Below are 19,135 nucleotides of genomic sequence, written 5' to 3' on the forward strand. Positions count from 1 at the left end.
GTAGACTCCCCTAGAGACACTCCGCAGATGGGACGGCAAAATGACCGCGGGTGTCAGCAAGGTGCGGTAGCCAGGGAGGAAGCGTCGTCGTGAGCAGCAGGCCATCCCGAGGCGCTGCTCGCCTCGCGGCGATACTCGACGCCCTGCCGGACGCGCTGTTGCTCGTCAACTGCAACGGCACGATCGTCAACGCCAACCACATCGCGCTGGAGTCCTTCGAGGCTCCGGGCACTGCCCTGGTCGGCCGTGGTCTGCTCGATCTGCTTCCCTCCTTCGATCCCAATCGCATTCCCGGGTCGATGCGGCGCCCCGACGAGGCACAGCGGGACGGCATCAAGCCCACCCGGATGATGGCCCGGCGCACCGACGGGGCGCAGTTCCCCGTCGAGGTGACCAGCGCGAATCTGGAGGACGGGCGGACTCCTTACGCCGATCAGTACAGCTACACCGGCGATGAGCTGCTGATGCTCATCGTGCGCGACCTGACCGGGACGCTCGACACCGAGGCCGAACTCGCCCGTCAGCAGCGCCAGACCGAGATGATCCTGCGCGCGGCGGCGGAGGGCGTGGTCGGCGTGGACACCGAGGGCAAGGTGGTCCTCGTCAACCCGTCCGCCGCGCAGATCCTCGGCTACCGGGCCAGCGACATGGGCGGTCAGGAGCTTCACTCTCTTGTACACCACTCGCGCCCGGACGGTTCCCCCTTCCCGTACGAGGAGTCGCCCCTCGCCGACACCCTGCGCTCCGGCCGCAAGCACCGGGTGCGTGGCCAGGTGCTGTGGGCGAAGGACGGCGGCGAGGTCCCGGTCGATCTGACCACCGCGCCCGTCCGCGACGGCGAGCAACTCGTGGGCGCCGTGCTGACCTTCACCGACCGGCGTCCCGAGACGGCCATGGCGGCCCAGCACGCCGAGGAGGTCGAGAGCCTCACCACCCGGCACACGGAGGAGGTGGAGAGCCTCACCGCCCGGCACGCCGAGGAGGTGGAGGAGCTCACCACCCAGCACACCAAGGCCCTGGAGGAGCTGCAAGCGCAGCTCGCCGAGGAGCGCGCGCGGTACGCGGCACAGCTGGAGTCCGTCACCGCCCGGAACGGCCAGCTGCTCGCCGTGCTGGACCAGTCGCTGCGCGGACCGCTGCTCCAGCTGCGCCATGAGCTCGGTGTGCTCGCCGACGACCCGGCCGGGCAGCTGTGGCCCGAGGCCAACCAGATCCTGCACCACCTCGCCGCCGGCTACACCCGGATGACCACGCTCGTCGACAACGTCCTGAGCTATCAGCGGCTCGACGCGGACGGCGAGGAGCTGGCCCGCCGTACGGTCTCGATGGACGAGGTCGTATCGGCCGGTGTCGAGGGCGCGGTCGAGCTGATCGGCCCGGGGCGCGCGCAGTTCGCCGTGCACGCGCCGCCGATCGACACCGAGGTGGACCCGGAGCGGCTCGCCCAGGCGCTCGCGCATCTGATCGCGGACGTCGCCGGGGTCGACTCCACCGGCAACACCGCAGCGGGCGCCTCGGCGAGCGACTCCACGATCGTGGTCGCGGCGGCCCAGCGCGGCGATGTCGTACGGATCGAGGTCCGCGGACCGTACGCGGGCGGCGACCCGGTGCACGAGCCGATCGTGCGCGGGATCGTGCGCCAGCACGGGGGCGTGCTCCAGACCCATGAGATGCCGGGCATGGGCGGTCACGCCTACGTCCTGGAGGTGCCGATCTCGGCGGCGGCCGCCGCGGAGCAGGAGCGCGTGGACGGCAACGCCGCCGGACAGGGCGACGGTACGCGGGGGCAGGGCACCTCCGGTACGGGCACCGGAGTGGGTACGGGCGCGGGTGCCGGTACGGGTGCAGGCGCCGGTACGGGCACCGCGGGCGGCAACCCCAGCGGCCAGATCCCGGCCGCACGCCACGGCCGGCACGGCACGGCCCCCAGCGGCGCACCAGGCGACACCAGCGGCGGCGGTACGCAGGGCAACGGCACACAGGGCGGCGGCACACAGGGCGGTACGCCTCCGCCCAACCTCCGTAAGGCCGACCCGAACACAGCTGACCCTCGTACGGCCGATCCCCGTACCGCCGACCCGCGCACCGCCGCCCAGCAGGGCGCCCCGGGCGCGCCCGCCGCGCTGCCCGCGGTCGTCGGCGACAACACCGCGGGCCAGCAGGGGAGCGCGGTCGAGCCCGCGGACGCCCCACGGCCCACCGGGCGGCGCCGGGCGCGCCCCCACCCGGACGAGGACCCGTCGGCGGTCGCGGCGGCGAACCCCGCCCAGAACGCCGAGGGAGCCCCCACCGGCAGTCATCGCCACGCTCGCGGCGGTGCACCGGAAGCGGCCGGTCCGCAGCCGACGGGCCCCGCCGCCATGGGCGTTGTGCCGCCTCAGGGCATTCCCGCCCAGCAGCAGCCCCAGGGCCGCCGAGCCCGGCGCGGCGCCCCGGCGCAGGAGCAGGGCGGCCCTCCGGCCGCCGGTGCCCCCGCGCAGGGCGCGGGCGGCCGACCCGCCCTCGCCCTGCCCGCGGCGCCCTCCGACACGCCTCAGCAGCCCGCCCAGCCGGCCGCGTCGGGCATGCCCGCGCTCCCCCCGGCCCGCACCCCCCAGGAACAGCAGCCCAACTGGGGCCAGAACACCAGCGGCGGCCAACCACCGGAAACCCCGCCCACCGGACGACGCCGCGCCCGCCGCGCACTGGCCGATGCGCCGGAGTCGCCGACGCCCGACCAGGCCCAGGCGCAGGCCCCCGGCCAGCCACAGCCCCAACCACAGCCACAGCCACAGCAGGCCCAGCCACAACCGCAGCCGCAGGCAGCCGGGGAGCCCGGTCTCGTCCGCTCCCCCTTCGCGCTGCCCCCGGCCGCCGCCGACCGGGCGCAGCCCGGCGCGATGCCGCCGGAGCTCGGCCCGGCCGGGCTCGTCCCCGCACAGCACGGCACCCGCGACGGGCGGGGCGCGCCCCAGCCGCAGCAGGGCGGGGGCCTGGCCGTACGAGGCGAGCCCGTACCGCCCAACGGCGCCGCGCGGCCCGGGGGCTGGCCGTCCGACCCCGCCCAGGCGCAGGGCCAGGACCCGCGTCGGCCCCAGCCGCAGGCCCAGGGCTCCGGCCCCGCCCAGCCGGCCGCGTCGGGCATGCCCGCACTCCCCCCGGCCCGCACCCCCCAGGAACAGCAACCCAACTGGGGCCAGAACACCAGCGGCGGCCAACCACCGGAAACCCCGCCCACCGGACGACGCCGCGCCCGCCGCCCGCTCGCCGAGGAGCAGCCGGAGGCGGCACAGGCCGGTCCGCAGCCCGCGGAGACGGGCGGGCACCCACCGACCCAGCCACCCGCCCAGCAGCCGGCGCAGTGGCCGGACGCGCCCGCGCAGCCCCGTCCGCAGCCGCTGCCCGCCGAGGCCCCGCCGAGCGCGGACACCACCCAGGGGCGCTCGATCAGCGTGCGCACCCTGGGCCAAGGGGTGCCGTTCGCCCAGCAGGTGGGGGAGCACCCTCAGGGCCAGGCTCCGCAAGGCCAGCCGCAGGGCCGCCCGCCGCAGGGCCAGCCCCAGACTCCCTCCGGAGGCACCAGCACCGGGGGCGGCAGGCGCCGCAAGCTGGCCGCCCGCCCGGAGATGACGGACCAGGGCGCCTCGGCCGAACTCCAGCCGGCCGGCAGCCGGGCGCATCCCCACACCGGGCCGCATGCGCACGGCGGCCAGCAGCCGCACACCGGACCGCAACCGCACCCCGGGCCGCAGACCGGCGCGCAGCCCCGCCCCCAGCCGGGGCCGGGGGCGCAGCCGCAGCGTGCGGCGGGCCCGTCGCAGAGCTCGGGCCGTACGTTCGCCATCGGCGCGCCGGACGAGGGCGCCGAGGGGCCGGAGCCGCTGGACGGGCCCAATGGCGCCGTCGAGATCGTCGACGACCGCACCCCGCCGCCCGACGACGAGCTGCCGCCCGAGCCGCTGGACAACCCGCGCCGCCTCCTCGTGTGGCCCGCGCCGGACATGTCCACCCAGCAGGCGCTGAGCGACCGCGGCTACCGTCCGGTGATCGTGAACTCCCGTGAGGAGGTGGACGCGCAGATCGCCGCGTACCCGGCGGCGCTGTTCGTCGACCCACTGACCGGGCCGATCACCCGGACCGCGCTCCAGTCGCTGCGTACGGCCGCCGTCGCGGCCGAGGTGCCGGTGCTGGTGACCGCGGGGCTCGGCCAGGCGACGCGGGAAGCGGCGTACGGCGCCGACCCGGCCGTCCTGCTCAAGGCGCTCGCCCCGCGCGACAGCGAGCAGCATCCGCCGCGCGTTCTGCTGATCGAGGAGCACGAGCCGATCGCGGCGGCGCTGACGGCGACGCTCGAACGGCGCGGTATGCACGTCGCCCGCGCGGCGACGGACGCGGACGCGGTCTCGCTCGCGGGGCAGATGCGGCCGAACCTGGTGGTCATGGACCTGATGCAGGTACGCCGCCGCAGGGCCGGGATCGTCGACTGGCTGCGCGGCAACGGGCTGCTCAACCGCACCCCGCTGGTCGTCTACACCTCCGCGGACATCGATCCGGCGAATCTGTCGCGGCTGGCATCGGGCGAAACGGTGCTGTTCCTCGCGGAGCGCTCGACGAGCGCGGAGGTGCAGGCGCGGATCGTGGACCTGCTGGCGAAGATCGGCACCAACTGACGCCCGCGGGCCTTACGGAGGCGTGCGGACCGTAAGGGGACACTCAAAGCTCCTCAAGGGGACGCTCAAAGCTCCTTACGGTGGTGCGCGGCCCGCGATCCTTACGGTCCTTACGGTGCTGCGCGGCCACCGTAAGGAGACGCCCGCCTCCTTACGGTGGCCGCGTTGCCGACGGTGGGGCCGGGGCGTCGGTCGCCCCGCGCCCCCCCGGCCCCACCGTCCCTCAGCCTCGGCCCAGCGTGGTCACATCCAGCTCCCCGTCCGCGTACCGCTTGCGGATGACCTTCTTGTCGAACTTCCCCACGCTCGTCTTCGGCACCGCCGGGATCAGCGCCCAGTGCTCCGGCAGCTGCCAGCGCGCGACCCGTTCGGCGAGAAAGGCCCGCAGGTCCGCGTAGTCGACCGTGGCGCCGTCCGTCAGCACCACCGTGGCCAGCGGCCGCTCTCCCCACTTCTCGTCCGGCACGGCCACCACCGCGGCCTCGGCGACCTCCGGGTGGCCCATCAGCTGGTTCTCCAGCTCGACCGAGGAGATCCACTCGCCGCCCGACTTGATGACGTCCTTGGCCCGGTCGGTCAGCGTCAGATAGCAGTCGGGGGTGATGGTGCCGACGTCGCCGGTCTTCAGCCAGCCGTCCTCGGTGAACTTGTCCTCGGGGCGGAACGGCTCGCCGTCCGCCCCTCCGTAGTACGCGCTCGCGACCCACGGCCCGCGCACCTCCAGCTCCCCCGGCGTCTTCCCGTCCCACGGCACGAGTTCGCCGTCCGCCGAGATCAGCCGGCATTCGACGGACGCCGGGAAGCGGCCCTGCGACAGCCGGTACGGCCAGGCGTCCTCCGCCGAGAGGCCGCCCGGCGGATGGGCCACCGAGCCGAGCGGAGAGGTCTCCGTCATGCCCCACGCATGGACGACGCGGATGCCGTGGCGCTCCTCGTACGCCTTCATCAGGGAGGGCGGGCAGGCGGAGCCACCGATGAAGACGTTCCGCAGACAGCTCACCTCCCGCGGCTTCGTGTCGAGTTCGGCGAGCAGCCCCTGCCAGACGGTGGGGACGGCGGCGGCGATGGTGGGGCGCTCGCGCTCGATCATCTCGGCGAGCGGCTCGGGCTGGAGAAAGCGGTCGGGCATGAGTATCGAGGCGCCCGCCATGAAGGCGGCGTGTGCGGTGCCCCATGCGTTGGCGTGGAACATGGGCACCACCGGCAGCAGGGTGTCGCCCCCGGACATCCCGAACGACTCGGCGGTGTTGACCTGCATCGAGTGCAGATAGATGGACCGGTGGCTGTAGGCCACGCCCTTGGGCTCCCCCGTCGTCCCCGAGGTGTAGCAGAGCGCGGCGGCCTGGCGTTCGTCGATCTCCGGCCAGGCGTACTGCCCCGGCCGGCCCTCGATCAGCTCCTCGTAGTCATGCACCCGGGCGGTGCAGCCGTCCAGGACGGAGCGGTCGCCGGGGCCGGTGACCACGATGTGCTTCACGGTGGTGAGGCCGGGGAGGATCGGGGCGAGCAGCGGCAGCACGGAGCCGTTGACGATGATCACGCGGTCGGCGGCGTGGTTCACGATCCAGCCGAGCTGATCGGCGGGCAGCCGGAGGTTCAGGGTGTGCAGCACCGCGCCCATGGACGGGACGGCGAGATACGCCTCCAGATGCTCCGTGTTGTTCCACATCAAGGTGGCCACGGCCTGCCCCGGTTCGACCCCGAGCTCATCACGCAGCGCGTTCGCCAACTGGGTCGACCGCACACCCACTTCGTGGAAGCTGCGGCGCCGCGGCTCGCCCTCGCCGGTCCAGGTGGTCACATGGGCCGTACGGCCGTGCACGAGTTGCCCGTGCACGAGGATGCGGGTCACGGTCAGCGGTACGTCCTGCATCGTGCTGAGCACCGGGGCCTCCAGGGTTCCGGTTACGCGCGGTCAGAGGTTCCGCCGATTGTGCAGCCGACCAGCCGGTATGTCACTACCTCCCGGGGCCCGTCTCGTCCCGCCCTGTCGAGTCGCGCCTCCCGGCCGGTGGGGGTCACGTCCCCTGCCCGGCCGGGCTGGACCGCCCGCTCGGCCGGGCTAGGCCGCCCGCCGGGTCGGAATCGCGTCTACCGGCCCGTCGGGTCACGCCGCGTGGCCGGGATCCGTCACATGGCGTGGCCCAAGTCCGTCATGCGGTGCGGCCCAAATCCGTCACGCGGTGTGGCCGAGCTCCGGGTCCTCGCGGAGCTTGCCGAGGGCGCGTGAGACCGCGCTCTTGACGGTGCCGACCGATACCCCGAGGACCTCCGCCGTCTGCGCCTCGCTCAGGTCCTCGTAGTACCTGAGGACTACCATCGCCCGCTGACGGTCCGGCAGCCGCAGTACGGCGCGCCACAGCGCGTCGCGGACGACCTGCCGTTCGGCCGGGTCCGGGGCGGGCACCGTCTCGGGCTCGGGCAGCTCATCGCAGACGAATTCGTCGATCTTGCGCTTGCGCCACTGCGAGGTCCGGGTGTTGACCAGGGCGCGCCGCACATAGCCGTCCAGCGCGTTGTGGTCCTCGATACGCTCCCATGCCAGGTACGTCTTGGTCAGCGCGGTCTGGAGCAGATCCTCGGCGTCGCAGACGTTGGAGGTCAGCGAGCGGGCGGTGCGCAGCAGCACGGGCCCCCGCGCCCGTACGTACGAGCTGAACGACGGGAACGCGGCCGCGGATACGCCTGTGCACACGGTCGTGGTCATGGCTCAACGCTAGAAGCGAGCAGGTCGAAGCGGATCGGCCATAAGTGCCGAAGGCGGATCAGCCTCAGGGTGTACGGGTGGGGCTGGCACCACCTACTGCGGGGGGAGGGGGCGGGTGGAGGGTCAGGGTTCTTCCCGGGGATTCTCCGGGTCGGCCGGGCCGTCCGGGTCCTGCGGACTCTGCGGGCTCTTCGAGTTCTCCTGGCTTTCCGGGAGTCACGCTTCCGGAGGCCGGGGCGTGCTGGCGCCCACCGCGGCTCACTTGATGATTGCGACCGGCGCGTCCACCTTGTTGCGGTCGATGCGCAACTTCCGGCCGCCGTGCGTCACATCCACATTGCCCTTGTACTGGTGGACGCGGCGGTGCGGATTCCACGCGCTCCCGGCCAGCGTCGGCTCCCCGTAGAGCGACGCATTACCACTCCAGCGCGCGAACCACATCACGGAGGGCAGGTCATGGACCCCGGCCCGGCGGGCCTGCTCCATATGGCGCACCCCGGACTCGGCGCTGCTGTAGAAGCCGGGGAAGAAGCCGCGCGAGCGGACCTCGCGGTTCCAGCCGCGGACGAAGGAGAGCGTCTTGGCGGCGCAGCTCGTCTTCTTCAGGTCGTACGCCTCCATGTCGAGGTAGAGCGCGCTGCGCTTCTTCAGGGACAGCGCCTTGGCGCGCGCCACCGCGTCCTTGCCCTCCGTCTGCCCCTGGGAGAAGGGCTTGCCGCCGATGGGCACATGCTTCTTGTTGGTGTTGCGGACGCAAGGGGACTGGGATCCGACGAAGATGGGCAGCACCCGCCACTTCATGCTCTTGACGCCGCGCATCCAGGAGACGGTGAGGTTCGGCTGGCTCGCACAGGCCCGGCCACGGCCGGCGTAATAGACGCCGACGGCGCGGTAGCGGGAGCTGTTCCACGCGCGCAGGGTGGCGAGGGAGGGCGTATGGCAGGTGTCGAAGGCCCAGCCCTCGTAGACCTCGGCGCCCAGGGGGCGGGGGTCGGGCAGGACCTCCGCCGAGGCGGCGGGGGTGGCACCGGCGATCGCGGAGGCAAGTGCCGCGGCCAGACCGGCGGTCCAGCCCGTGACCTGCCATCCGCTCTGCCTGCTTCGAGTCATACTTCGGGTCATACGACGAGTGAAGGTGGAGCTCGGCGGCCCGATACCGCCGACACGCGCGCGGTTCAGCCGTCTGCGCCGAGGAGAAGCCCGGATGTCGGTACCCCGGTGCCCGCGGTGACCAGGGCGCGGGCGGCCTCCGGCACCTGGTTGACGGAGGTGCCGCGGATCTGGCGGACGGCCTCGGCGATCCCGTTCATCCCATGCAGATACGCCTCACCGAGCTGACCGCCGTGCGTATTGAGCGGCAGCGCGTCCTCGGCGACGAATCCGGCCGCCTCACCGCGCCCGCAGAAGCCGAACTCCTCCAGCTGCATCAGCACAAATGGCGTGAAGTGGTCGTAGAGGATGGCCACGTCGATGTCGGCGGGGCGCAGTCCGCCGCTACGCCACAGCTGACGGGCGACCACCCCCATCTCGGGCAGCCCCGTCAGATCGTCACGGTAGAAGCTCGTCATCTGCTCCTGGCCACGGCCCGCGCCCTGCGCCGCAGCCGTGATCACGGCGGGCGGACGCGGCAGATCGCGCGCCCGCTCCACGCTGGTGACCACGATCGCCTGGCCGCCGTCCGTCTCCTGGCAGCAGTCGAGCAGCCGCAGCGGCTCGACGATCCAGCGGGAGGCGGCGTGCTCGGCGAGGGTGATCGGCTTGCCGTGGAAATACGCGGCCGGGTTGGTGGCCGCGTGACGGCGGTCGGTGACCGCCACATGGCCGAAAACCTCAGGTTTCAGCCCGTAGGCGTACAGATAGCGCTGGGCGGCCATGGCGACCCAGGAGGCCGGGGTCAGCAGCCCGAAGGGCAGCGACCAGCCCAGCGCGGCGCCCTCGGCGGACGGCTCGCGGTGCTGTACGCCGGAGCCGAAGCGGCGCCCCGAGCGCTCGTTGAACGCGCGGTAGCAGACGACGACCTCGGCGACCCCGGTCGCGACCGCGAGCGCGGCCTGCTGCACGGTGGCGCAGGCCGCGCCGCCGCCGTAGTGGACGCGCGAGAAGAAGGTGAGATCGCCGATGCCGCACGCCTGCGCCACGGAGATCTCGGGGCTGGTGTCCATGGTGAAGGTGACCAGCCCGTCCACATCGGCCGGGGTGAGCCCCGCGTCGTCCAGGGCCGCCTGGACGGCCTCGACCGCCAGCTTCAGCTCGCTGCGGCCCGAGTCCTTGGAGAACTCGGTGGCGCCGATGCCGACGATGGCGGCCCGGCCGCCCAGGGTGTCCGCTTTGCGGGCGCTCATCGGGCGTCCGCTGTCGCGGGGATGTCGGTCGTGGGGACGTCGGCGGCCGCGGGGACGTCGGCTGTCGTGCGGACATCGGCGGCCGCGGGGACATCGGCTGTCGTGGGGACATCGCTATGGAGCCGCACCGTGACCTTGCCGGTCACATGGTGGCCGATGCCGTTCCTGCCGATGACGGCGACCTCCGCCGTGCCCTCCGCGACCGAGGTGACCTCGCCCGTCAACACCATCTCATCCCCGGGGTAGTTGGGCGCCCCGAGCCTGATCGCGACCTTACGGAGCCGGGCCCGCGGCCCGAAGTGATCGGTGACGTACCGGCCGACCAGCCCATTGGTGGTGAGGATGTTCATGAAGATGTCCGGGGAGCCCTTCTCCCTGGCTGCCTCGGCGTCGTGGTGCACATCCTGGTAGTCCCGGGATGCGAGGGCGCCTGCGACGATCAGGGTCCGGGTGATCGGGATACGCAGCGGGGGCAGCTCATCGCCCGTACGCACCGTCATAGGTCCGCCTCCTCGTCCGTCCCTCATGCCACGTCCGTTCCCCTCATTCCTCACGCCCCTCACGCCTCCGCGCCCCGGAACACGGGCAGCTCCAGCTCCTCGTCCACACGCAGGAACTCCAGCTCGACGGGCATGCCGATGCGCACCTTGTCGTACGGCACCCCGGTGATGCCGCTGACCATCCGCACCCCCTCCGCGAGCTCGATCAGGCCGACCGCGTAGGGCGGGTCGAAGGCGGGGAACGGCGGATGGTGCATGACCACATAGCTGAACACCGTGCCGGCGCCGGACGCCTCGACCGCCTCCCACCGCTGGGAACCGCACCCCCCGCACCCGGGCAGCCAGGGGAAGCGCGGGGCGGCGCAGTCCAGGCAGCGCTGGATGAGCAGCTGATGCCGGGCGACGCCCTCCCAGAAACCGGCGTTGTCGCGGTTGATGACGGGGCGGGGGCGGCGGGGACGGTCGGCCGTGGGCTCCGGCTCCCGCTTCGGCTCCGAGGCCGGTTTCGGCTCCGAGGCCGGTTTCGGCTCCGGCTTCGCCTTCCTCTTCGGCCGCGCGGGTGCGTACTTGAGGATGCGGAAGCGGTGGGTGCCGACCAGCTCACCGCCGTCGCCGTCCTCACCGTCCCCCGCGCGGACGTTCATCCGGGTGGTGACGAAGTATCCGGTGCCCAGCTTGGTGGTCTTGCGCGGCGACACCGATTCGATGACCGCGTCGAAGGTGACCTGGTCGCCGGGGCGCAGCGGCCGCAGGTACTCCTGCTCGCAGTCGGTGGCGACCACCGAGGCACAGCCCGCGTCGTCGAGCAACGCCAGCAGCTCGTCGTACGCCTCGGAGCGGGTCGAACCGCCGGGGTGCCCGGCCAGCCCGCCCATCGTCCACGCTTGCAGCATCGTCGGCGGGGCGATACCCGGATAGGCGGGGTTGCTGTCGCCCATCGCCTCGCACCAGTGCCTGATCATCGGCTCGTTGACGGGGTCCCGGCCCGTGCCGCCGCTCGCGGCCGTCCGTCCCTCGTACGCCTTCAGCCGTCCGTACAGCTCGTCCGGGTCAACACCCAGCTCATCGCGCGTCATCGCTTCCCCTGCCGCATGTCTGCCGTAGAAAGCTATCTGACTATCCGTCAGATAAATCGGCGCTGTCAAGAACGCTGAAGCACACCACCACGTACGATCGCGCGATGGCGTCGATACGCCACCGCGCGACCGTACGACCTCACCCGTCCCGTTTCGCTCAATGAATCACCACAGCTCACTCAGATCGATCGGACACCGCTTCGCGCCTGCGTCTCCCTTACGAGCGCTCACGATGGCGGCGACCTGCCTCCGTGCGATCGGGTCAGATCCCAGGAGCCGCGCCCCGCCCTGGACGCGGAGAGCGGCGACGCGGCGATGACGCGGCCGGTACGGCCAAGAGCTGTCCGGGTGTCCGCCATCTCGATTCCTCCGTTGCTCCGACTCCTCCGACGCTCGCTCGGGAAGCGTCGCGGAAGCAGAGTTGCCCACCGATTCCCGGACGATGCATATGAGCCGCTGGAATTACCACGCAAGCATGACGAACTTGTTTTAAACACCCCTCCCGCCCCCACTCCGGCCGCCGCGCCAGTGCGCCGGTACACCACCTCGCCGGACGACAGGGCAAGCCCTACAGGGGAGCCGGTTCCACATGATTTCGGCCATCCTCGGCGACTTGCCGGGCCCTCTTCCCATTACCGAACACTTGTCCGAAAATGGATGGCATGGCGAATCCCTCACTCGCCCATGCTCTTGCCCACGCCCTGACCGCCGCCGCCCACGGCTTCCGCGTGATCCCGCTGACCCGCGCGAAGCTGCCCGCCGTGCGCTCCCCCCACCACCACGACCCGGCGCCCCTGCCGTGCCGCGGCGAATGCGGGCGGCTGGGCCATGGAGTCCATGACGCGTCGGCGGACCCGCGGGCGATCCGCGCCCTGTTCGCCGCCGCCCCCTGGGCCACCGGCTACGGCATCGCCTGCGGATACGCCCCGTACCACCTCATCGGCATCGACCTCGACCTCAAGGACGGCCGGCCGGGATATCCCGGAGAGCCCGGAAAGCCAGGAAGGCCGGGAAGGCCGGGAAAGCCGGGAAGACCTCAGGTGGCCGGGGCCGGGGGAGCGACGGGCGACCGGGACGGTCGGCCCTGGAGACCCGATGCGAACCGTAAGGACGGCATGGAGGACGGTGAGAACGGTAAGGACGGCACGGAAGACGGTAAGAGCGGCCTGGAGCACGGTAAGGACGGTACGAACGGTCTGGCCGCCCTCGCCCGGCTGGCCCGCGAGCATGCCTTCGCCATCCCCCGTACGGTCACCGTGCTCACCCCGAGCGGTGGCCGCCATCTATGGCTGAGCGGCCCACCCGGCCTCGCCGTCCCCAACTCCGCCGGCCGCCTGGCCCCCGGCATCGACGTCCGCGGGATGGGCGGCTATCTGGTCGGCCCCGGCTCATACGGTTCGCACGGCGGCTACCGCCTCGCGCCCGGCTCCCCCGCCTGGGACCCGGCCCCCGTCCCGGCCGCCCTGCTGCGCCTGCTCACACCCCCGCGCCCGGCCCCGCCCCGCTCCTACCGCCCCGGCCCGCCGTCCCATGACCCGCACCCCGCCGCCCTGGAGGGGCTCGTGCGGTTCGTCCGCGCCTCACGGGAGGGTCAGCGCAACGACCGGCTGTTCTGGGCGGCCTGCCGCGCCTACGAGACGGGCGCCGGGCCGGAATTGGCCCCCGCCCTGATCGATGCCGCGCTCGACACCGGCCTGCCCCCGCATGAGGCCCGCGCCACCGTCGCCTCCGCGGCCCGCAGCGCCGCCCGCCACCTCCAGCCCCCGGAGGCGTGGGCCTGACGCGTGCCGGCCGAACGCCCGACGCCCTGGGCCGGATGAACGGAGCGGAGGCGCCAGACGTACGGCAGAACGCCAGAGGCGGCGCGATCCAGCGGTACACGGACGGTGAGCCGTGCGCTATGGGAACGAAGAGCACTATCGTGACCACGCGACGAGGCGCTCCGTACAGGAACCGAGGGGCGCGGGCACCGAAGGACGTCGGAACCAGGCGGCGCAGGGGACCGAACGGCGCGGGGACGAGGCGACGTAGAGCCGAGCCACTGTAGGACCAACCGGCATAGCCAGACGGCGCAGGAACCGGACGGCGCGGGCACCGAACGGCCCAGGAACCACACGCCCACCCGCCGGTGCTTCCGCCCCCGAGGCGGACGGTGAAGGGATTCCCGCTCTCCCCGCGACCGGTGCACCACGACCGGTGCTACCCGCCCGGTGCACCGCGACCGGTGCCCAGTGCCCGGTGATCGGCCGACCGCCTCCGGCGCACCGGCACCGAGGCGCGAGCAGGGGGAGCATTGCACGAGCTCTACGCACAGGGGTGGTTCGCGGATGTCGCGTTACCCATAGGCGTCTGCGCGATGGTCACGTGGATCTCGCTGGTCCATCGCTTCGCCGACAAGGGCCGTCTGCTGGAGACCGTACGGTCCACGGCACTGTGCTGCGGAATCATCGCCTGCACCTGCGCGGCGGCGCTGCTCACCATCACCCTGCTGCTGCCGCACGCCGCCGATGTGCCACCCGCCGTGGCCGCTGCCGCCGCGGGCGGGGCCCTGGCGCCACGCGTCCGTCAACAGCAGAACCAGCAGTCCACCCCGCCCTTCGTGGCCGTGATCACGCTGGGCATCGCGGTACTGCTGAGCGAGCTGGAGCGACGGCTCGTCCACGACATGTACATCCACTGCCACCGGCTGGTCAGGGACTTCCAGAACGTGTCCCAGCTGCGCATATTCGCCTTCGAGGCCCGCCGCCACCTACGCGGCTGCGCCCCCGCGGCCAAGGACAAGACGACGATCAACACCCTGTACGAGGAGGTCGACCAACTCCTGGACGACGCGGCCAAGGTCGAGGCCGACATCGAGGCGAAGTGCCGGCAGCGCGAGGTCCAGGAGTTCCCGCCGGATCTGCACACCCCCACCCGTGAGGAGGCGGAGGACCGCCGCCAGGCCCTGGCGATGGCCATGGACGCCTGCGTCCGCATGCTGGAGTTCGGCTACCGCACCGGCAAGCGCAGCGGCGACCGGGAACTCATACGCCTCCGGGACGAGGCCCTGACGGTGCGCCCACTCGCCACGACGGGCACGCCACACCCCTGAAGCGACGCGGCACAACACCCCCCGGCGACGCACACGGCGCCCTCAACCGACGCCCCTCACCCAACGGGCCCTCAAGGAGCATAGACAAATGCATCGGACCCATCACCCAGCCCATGCGCCCGACGGGACCCGTCGTCCTTGGGCTCCACAAAACTGATCTTGACGTCCAGCTCCAGGGCCTCGGCCACGGCAGCGAGGCTCCGCAACGTCAAATTCTCATCCCCGGACAGTATTTGACTCACCCGTCCCGGGCTGACGCCCATGAGCCGGGCGAGGTCAGCACGGCTCATCTCCCGCTTGCCCAGCAACCCCGCGACCTCCACCGTGGCCTGACGCGCCAGCCGGGCCCCCGCGCGGTCCGCGGCCTCCGCCTTCTCACCTTTGCTCTTCCACGGCACGCTCAATCACCCTCCCAGCGCATGGTGCCGACGTCGGGCTTCGAGCGCCCTCGCTTACAGATTCCCACCTTTAGCTACAACTAAAAGCCCACTTCCGGGATCCCCACCCACGACCAACCCCCACACCGCCGATCCCCCGGCCCTGACCTGCACCAACACCCCACCCATAGCTTTTCGGCCAGATCTACCCACCACCGGGCCAGGCATCGACACCACGTCGCCGCGGCGAAGCGCAGCCCGCCTCTAACATCCGCACCGTGAAAATCGGCGAAGCAAAGACCCCCTCTGACGAAGCCCCCTACGTACGCTTCCAGAGCCCGATCCGGAACCAGCGCGGTTACTTCACCGGGGTGTTCGGCCTGGTCAACCTCCTGGCACGGAACGGAAAGCTGACCCCCGAGCAGGAACACTTCAGACGAGCCAACAACGACTGGTACAACGCGGCCTACCCCGACCCCTCAACCGCGGACCCAACGGTCTACGACCACGAACTCCACCCCGGAGCAGCGGCCTGGTTCAAGTCCACGTCCCAGCATCTGATCGCGCGGGTGGACGGCTACCTGGAGATCCTCGCCGCTCACGAAATCGAGTGCCGAATGATCCAGTCGTCCAGCCCGGGAAGGATCGTCTACGAGGACGAGCACCAGATCGTCGTCATACCGCACGAGAACCCACCTTGAGCCACGGTCGGGCATCAGAGCGCAATTCCAACGCCCCAGAGCGAGCCGCCGAGATCACGCAGAAGGGGCGCCCCCGAACCAGGGACACCCCTTCTGACCAGCTAGTTCGCTGACCTCTGCGGAGGCTGAGGGATTTGAACCCTCGGTGACATCGCTGCCACGACGGTTTTCAAGATCTCTCGCCGGTTTGCTGGGCCGGACGCTCCACCGCAGGTCAGACGGGCGCGAGCACCCCAGCGGAGCCGTCCTCATCGTCGTCGTGCCCGCTACGTGCCCCAGGGGCAGGGTCATGCCCGCTGAGCCAGGAGTCGGCCGCCTCGGCGACCTGGTCGTCACGACCGGCGACCGGTCGGGCGTAGTGCCGGGTCGTGACGCTCGCGTTCGAGTGGCCAAGCCGGTGAGCGGCGGTCATGACGCCGTACCGGTCGGCGACCCAGGTTCCGTGTGAGGCACGAAGATCGTGTGGGGTCACGTCGGTCAGCCCGGCCGACGACACAGCAGGGTCGAAGTACGCCTTGCGCCACTGGTTGTAGCGCAGCGGCTTGCCGCCGGGGGTCGTGAACAGGAGCGCGTCATCTCCGCCGGGCAGAGTCTCCAGATGCCGCCCGAGCCGCTTCGCGAGGGACGGGCCGACTCGCAGGAGCCGCTTCTGGTGGGACTTCGGTGTGTCGAAGACCAAGGCGCCATTGGCCTCCGCCAGGTTCTCATCGACCAGGACGAAGCCGCCGGACACGTCGATGTCCACGCGGCGGAGGGCGAATGCCTCGCCGACGCGAAGTCCCGCGTACGCGAGGAGCGCGATCAACAGGTCATGCGGCTTGTCGGCACTCCGTACGATCCGGGAGGCTTCGAGCGGCGTGAGGATATGCGGCTCGGTCTGCGGCATCCGAGGCAGCTTCACGCCCCGGCACGGCGTCTGCGCGGTCATGTCGTTGTCGACAGCCGCCCGCATGATCTGCGACAGGACCCGGTACGCCTGCCGGATACGTGAAGCGCTGAGCCCCTTGGTCTTCATCGCGCCGACCCACTCAGCGATCGTGATCGGCCGGAGGGTCGACAGTTCGCGGTCCCCGAGGGCCGGATTGATCAACGAGTTGATCAGCGAGCGGTACGAAGCCTGAGTCTTGTGCTTGAGCTGCGGCGAGACAGCAGCGAGCCAGCGGGCAGCCCAGTCGCGTACGATCGTCTGCCCCTCGACCGGATCGAGCCAGCGCCCCTCTTCGATCTCGATGCGCTTCCGTATCAGCCAGCGATCCGCGTCCGTCGACGTCGCGAAGGTGCGATCCGCCGGACGCAGGACACCGTCAGGACCCGGATACCGTCAGGTCCCGGATACCGAGCCTGGAACCGGCCGGAGGGCAGCTTGCGGACGCGTCCAAAGTTCCGGCGGGACTTGCGCTTGCCAGCCATCAGGCAGCCCTCCTGAGACCCGTAGGCCGTAGGGCGATCGACTCCACCGTATTGGCGCCCACGAACGCCTCTACTGCGCTCTCAGGAATGCGGACGTGCCGACCGACCTTGACGAAGGTGATGCGGCGTTCCTCGATGAGGCGGCGGGGGAAGCGGACGCCCGTACCGAGCCGCTCCGCGACCTCGTACAGGGTGAGGAGTCGGTCCATGGTCACCACTCCCCCTCGTTAGCCAGGGCCTCACGAGCTGTCTCGCGGTTGAGTTGCAGGTCGCGATGGATGGTGGTGGCAAGGGCGGATTCGCCGGGGGTGTGGCCGTGTCCTGCGTAATGCCAGTCGGCCAGGACGAGAACGGTGTCCGGCTCAACGTCCTTCAGGCCGAGGGCAGCGGTCTCCTGGGCAGCCCGGTAGTCGGCGCGTGCCTAGCGCAGGACGCCCAGGGTGGTGGAGTAGCGGCGGGACTTGGAGGAGAAGTGGCCCCGGAAGCCGAGCATGTGTGCCCAGGCCCATAGGCGCCGGTCGGCGTAGAGCGGGTCGAGCCGCTTGCAGGCGTCGATCAGGCGACGGGTGTGGTCGGGGACGTGGTGGCGGTCGAGTTCGGAGAGTTCGCCGATGCGGCGGTCCAGGGTGCCGGTGGTCTCGGCGGCTTTGGTGGCGTACTTGGCGACGTAGGAGGCGACGGCCTGTTCGGTGATGTCCGAGCCGTCTCCGAACGCCTTCACGGGCCGTACGTCGAGCTGGTTGCCCCAGCGGAAGGTGCGAGCGGGCTGGTCCTCGGCGGCCGGGACAGAGACGGAGGTGTAGGCATGCGAGACGGCGGCGTGGATGGCATCGGTGAGGAGCTGCACGGTGGCCCAGGACGGTGGCGGGGTGTTGGGTCCGTCGGGGCCGTCGAGGCGGATGACGGCGTGGAAGTGGATGGCGCCGCGCTTCTGGAACTCGGCGACCTTGCCGTACGAGAGGCGGGCGCACTCCTTCAGCTCTCGCCGCGTGATGCCGGCACGGGCGGCGATCTCGCGGCGTAGCCGGTTGGTGAAGCGCTGCCAGAGCTGTCCGGCATGGTTGTTGAACAGCACGGCGCCCGCGTAGTCGTAGCTGACCGGGTCGAGGGCGGTGCCCAGCTCCGGTGCGTCTGGAGCGTGGTGGGTGCCGCAGCGGCAGGCGCCACGGTCGGGGCGGTTGTGGACCGGGCCGAAGGAGGGGGCAGTAAGGGTGGCGAAGACGCGGGGGTGGTCGCGGACGGTGGCGCGGATGTCTCGGCGGTCGTCGCCAGCCAGGCCCGCGCGGATGAGGTGGTACGTGTCGCCCGCGTAGGTCCAGGCGCAGGCCGGGCAGCGGGAGGCGCGGCGGTTGCCGCAGGCGACACGGAGCCGTCCGCCCGGTTCGTCAGCGGTGGTGTAGTGGTGCAGCGTGGCGCCGGTGGTCTTGTCCTTTTGGATCACCCAGCCGCGCAGGTGGATGGGGTCGGCGCAGCCGCCGGTGCGGCGAATCTGGTCTTCCCAGCGGGTGTAGTCGGAGGCCGATGCCACCCTCAGTAGGTCGCCGAGGGTGGTCGGGTCGAGCAGGTTAGACACGGGCGCCCTCCCGGTTGCGGCGGGTGGTGCAGGTACCGGTGCCGTGGCAGGCCGGGCAGTCGGCGGTGATGGTGTGGAGGTGGCCGCGCTGATCGCGTCCGCCGGTGGTGATGGCGGCGGAGGCGAAGCCGTCGCAGTTCGGGCAACCGCGGGGCGTCGGGCTGGCGGGCGGCGGATGCTTGGCGGTATCGAAGCCGCCCGGGGGCCGGTTCAGCGGCGCTTGGTGTCGGAGGCGAGCAGGGAGCGCAGGACAACGGCGCAGACGGCGACCGAAACGCCAGTGATGGCAACGGCCAAGAGCATGGAGACCAGCACGGCACCGACGACCAGGACCACGGCCGTGCCGCCGCCGACGAGGGCTATCGCGCTGCTGGGCGTGAGCTGCACGACCGGCCGGGTAGAGGCCGGGGCGTTGGGTGTCGGCGGCGGGGCCGGAGTGCCAGGGGTGATGGTGGTTGGGGTCTGCGGGGCGACCAGGCCGGTCGGCTGGGGCATGGTCGGGTACTTGGGCCGGAGCATGGGTGGTTCTCCTTCCTGGGTTACTTGACGGTGGTGTCGACGACGGAGGCCAAGCCGCTCTCGGCGAGGAGGTAGCCGCCGAAGAGGAGTACGGCGATGAGCCACCAGGGCGGACGGATGAGCTTGACGCCGAGCCAGCCGACGACGATCAGGGCGAGCCAGAGCGGGACGTCCATGGCGGAACCTCCGG

The 19,135-nt window shown here is 71.6% G+C and carries 14 protein-coding genes and 2 pseudogenes; 4 read left to right on the forward strand and 12 right to left on the reverse strand.

Translation table 11 applies throughout. The features are described 5' to 3' along the window. The first annotated feature begins 89 nt into the window (after positions 1 to 89). On the forward strand, positions 90 to 4,649 hold the full coding sequence (locus AB0E24_RS12115; protein WP_359376454.1) for a PAS domain-containing protein: 4,560 nt from the start codon (positions 90 to 92) through the stop codon (positions 4,647 to 4,649). 223 nt (positions 4,650 to 4,872) lie between these two features. On the opposite strand, the gene AB0E24_RS12120 is transcribed toward AB0E24_RS12115, so the two are convergent. The 6 genes from AB0E24_RS12120 to AB0E24_RS12145 all read right to left on the reverse strand — a co-directional run bounded on the left by AB0E24_RS12120 (position 4,873) and on the right by AB0E24_RS12145 (position 11,274). Next, on the reverse strand, positions 4,873 to 6,534 hold the full coding sequence (locus tag AB0E24_RS12120) for a long-chain fatty acid--CoA ligase (protein WP_069861048.1): 1,662 nt from the start codon (positions 6,532 to 6,534) through the stop codon (positions 4,873 to 4,875). 291 nt (positions 6,535 to 6,825) lie between these two features. Beyond that, a complete protein-coding gene (locus AB0E24_RS12125) occupies positions 6,826 to 7,356 on the reverse strand; it encodes a SigE family RNA polymerase sigma factor (protein ID WP_069861049.1) in 531 nt (176 codons plus the stop codon). A gap of 258 nt (positions 7,357 to 7,614) precedes the next feature. Further along, on the reverse strand, positions 7,615 to 8,466 hold the full coding sequence (locus AB0E24_RS12130) for a DUF1906 domain-containing protein (RefSeq protein WP_359376456.1): 852 nt from the start codon (positions 8,464 to 8,466) through the stop codon (positions 7,615 to 7,617). Between the two features lie 65 nt (positions 8,467 to 8,531). After that, positions 8,532 to 9,698 (reverse strand): lipid-transfer protein, encoded by a 1,167-nt coding sequence (locus tag AB0E24_RS12135; protein WP_359376459.1) that lies wholly within the window; start codon positions 9,696 to 9,698, stop codon positions 8,532 to 8,534. Then, the gene (locus AB0E24_RS12140) at positions 9,695 to 10,198 is read right to left on the reverse strand and encodes a MaoC family dehydratase (RefSeq protein WP_359376461.1); all 504 of its coding nucleotides are present in this window, start codon (positions 10,196 to 10,198) and stop codon (positions 9,695 to 9,697) included. The genes AB0E24_RS12135 and AB0E24_RS12140 overlap by 4 nt, the downstream gene beginning before the upstream one ends. Positions 10,199 to 10,257: 59 nt before the next feature. After that, positions 10,258 to 11,274: a bifunctional MaoC family dehydratase N-terminal/OB-fold nucleic acid binding domain-containing protein gene (locus tag AB0E24_RS12145; protein ID WP_359376464.1), complete on the reverse strand. Its 1,017-nt coding sequence runs from the start codon at positions 11,272 to 11,274 to the stop codon at positions 10,258 to 10,260. A gap of 653 nt (positions 11,275 to 11,927) precedes the next feature. On the opposite strand from AB0E24_RS12145, the gene AB0E24_RS12150 reads away from it, so the two are divergent. Together AB0E24_RS12150 and AB0E24_RS12155 are read left to right on the forward strand one after the other, a co-directional pair. After that, entirely contained in the window at positions 11,928 to 13,055 is a 1,128-nt protein-coding gene (locus AB0E24_RS12150; RefSeq protein WP_435865268.1) for a bifunctional DNA primase/polymerase, read from the forward strand. Positions 13,056 to 13,630: 575 nt separating this feature from the next. Next, a complete protein-coding gene (locus AB0E24_RS12155; RefSeq protein WP_359376468.1) occupies positions 13,631 to 14,365 on the forward strand; it encodes a hypothetical protein in 735 nt (244 codons plus the stop codon). Between the two features lie 71 nt (positions 14,366 to 14,436). Here the strand turns inward: AB0E24_RS12155 and AB0E24_RS12160 are convergent, their stop codons facing one another. Next, positions 14,437 to 14,763 carry a helix-turn-helix domain-containing protein gene (locus tag AB0E24_RS12160; protein WP_359376471.1) on the reverse strand — a complete coding sequence of 109 codons (327 nt, stop codon included), beginning with the start codon at positions 14,761 to 14,763 and terminating at the stop codon, positions 14,437 to 14,439. Between the two features lie 257 nt (positions 14,764 to 15,020). Here AB0E24_RS12160 and AB0E24_RS12165 point away from each other — a divergent pair, with 257 nt between their 5' ends. After that, complete coding sequence (locus AB0E24_RS12165) at positions 15,021 to 15,443, forward strand: hypothetical protein (RefSeq protein WP_359376473.1); 423 nt, start codon at positions 15,021 to 15,023, stop codon at positions 15,441 to 15,443. Between the two features lie 214 nt (positions 15,444 to 15,657). Here the strand turns inward: AB0E24_RS12165 and AB0E24_RS12170 are convergent. From AB0E24_RS12170 to AB0E24_RS12195, 5 genes and pseudogenes are all read right to left on the reverse strand, one after another. Then, positions 15,658 to 16,853: pseudogene (locus AB0E24_RS12170) on the reverse strand (tyrosine-type recombinase/integrase). Next, positions 16,853 to 17,062, reverse strand: a complete 210-nt coding sequence (locus tag AB0E24_RS12175; protein ID WP_359376475.1) for an excisionase family DNA-binding protein — start codon at positions 17,060 to 17,062, stop codon at positions 16,853 to 16,855. The pseudogene AB0E24_RS12170 and the gene AB0E24_RS12175 overlap by 1 nt, the downstream one beginning before the upstream one ends. A 2-nt stretch (positions 17,063 to 17,064) precedes the next feature. After that, positions 17,065 to 18,426 (reverse strand): annotated as a pseudogene (repSA, locus tag AB0E24_RS12180) (replication initiator protein RepSA). A 210-nt stretch (positions 18,427 to 18,636) separates the two neighbouring features. Next, positions 18,637 to 18,945, reverse strand: coding sequence for a SpdD-like protein (locus tag AB0E24_RS12190; protein WP_359376477.1), 309 nt, complete (start codon positions 18,943 to 18,945; stop codon positions 18,637 to 18,639). A 20-nt stretch (positions 18,946 to 18,965) separates the two neighbouring features. Further along, the gene (locus AB0E24_RS12195; RefSeq protein ID WP_107062703.1) at positions 18,966 to 19,121 is read right to left on the reverse strand and encodes a hypothetical protein; all 156 of its coding nucleotides are present in this window, start codon (positions 19,119 to 19,121) and stop codon (positions 18,966 to 18,968) included. Between the last annotated feature and the right edge of the window lie 14 nt (positions 19,122 to 19,135).

Source organism: Streptomyces malaysiensis subsp. malaysiensis, assembly GCF_040653035.1.
GTDB lineage: Bacteria > Actinomycetota > Actinomycetes > Streptomycetales > Streptomycetaceae > Streptomyces > Streptomyces malaysiensis.

What these genes read in the sequence shown, in the direction of transcription:
- AB0E24_RS12125 (WP_069861049.1), bottom strand. Translation starts at nt 7,356, where the DNA reads ATGACCACGACCGTGTGCACAGGCGTATCCGCGGCCGCGTTCCCGTCG.
- AB0E24_RS12130 (WP_359376456.1), bottom strand. Translation starts at nt 8,466, where the DNA reads ATGACTCGAAGCAGGCAGAGCGGATGGCAGGTCACGGGCTGGACCGCC.
- AB0E24_RS12135 (WP_359376459.1), bottom strand. Translation starts at nt 9,698, where the DNA reads ATGAGCGCCCGCAAAGCGGACACCCTGGGCGGCCGGGCCGCCATCGTC.
- AB0E24_RS12140 (WP_359376461.1), bottom strand. Translation starts at nt 10,198, where the DNA reads ATGACGGTGCGTACGGGCGATGAGCTGCCCCCGCTGCGTATCCCGATC.
- AB0E24_RS12145 (WP_359376464.1), bottom strand. Translation starts at nt 11,274, where the DNA reads ATGACGCGCGATGAGCTGGGTGTTGACCCGGACGAGCTGTACGGACGG.
- AB0E24_RS12150 (WP_435865268.1), top strand. Translation starts at nt 11,928, where the DNA reads ATGGATGGCATGGCGAATCCCTCACTCGCCCATGCTCTTGCCCACGCC.
- AB0E24_RS12155 (WP_359376468.1), top strand. Translation starts at nt 13,631, where the DNA reads ATGGTCACGTGGATCTCGCTGGTCCATCGCTTCGCCGACAAGGGCCGT.
- AB0E24_RS12175 (WP_359376475.1), bottom strand. Translation starts at nt 17,062, where the DNA reads ATGGACCGACTCCTCACCCTGTACGAGGTCGCGGAGCGGCTCGGTACG.
- AB0E24_RS12190 (WP_359376477.1), bottom strand. Translation starts at nt 18,945, where the DNA reads ATGCTCCGGCCCAAGTACCCGACCATGCCCCAGCCGACCGGCCTGGTC.
- AB0E24_RS12195 (WP_107062703.1), bottom strand. Translation starts at nt 19,121, where the DNA reads ATGGACGTCCCGCTCTGGCTCGCCCTGATCGTCGTCGGCTGGCTCGGC.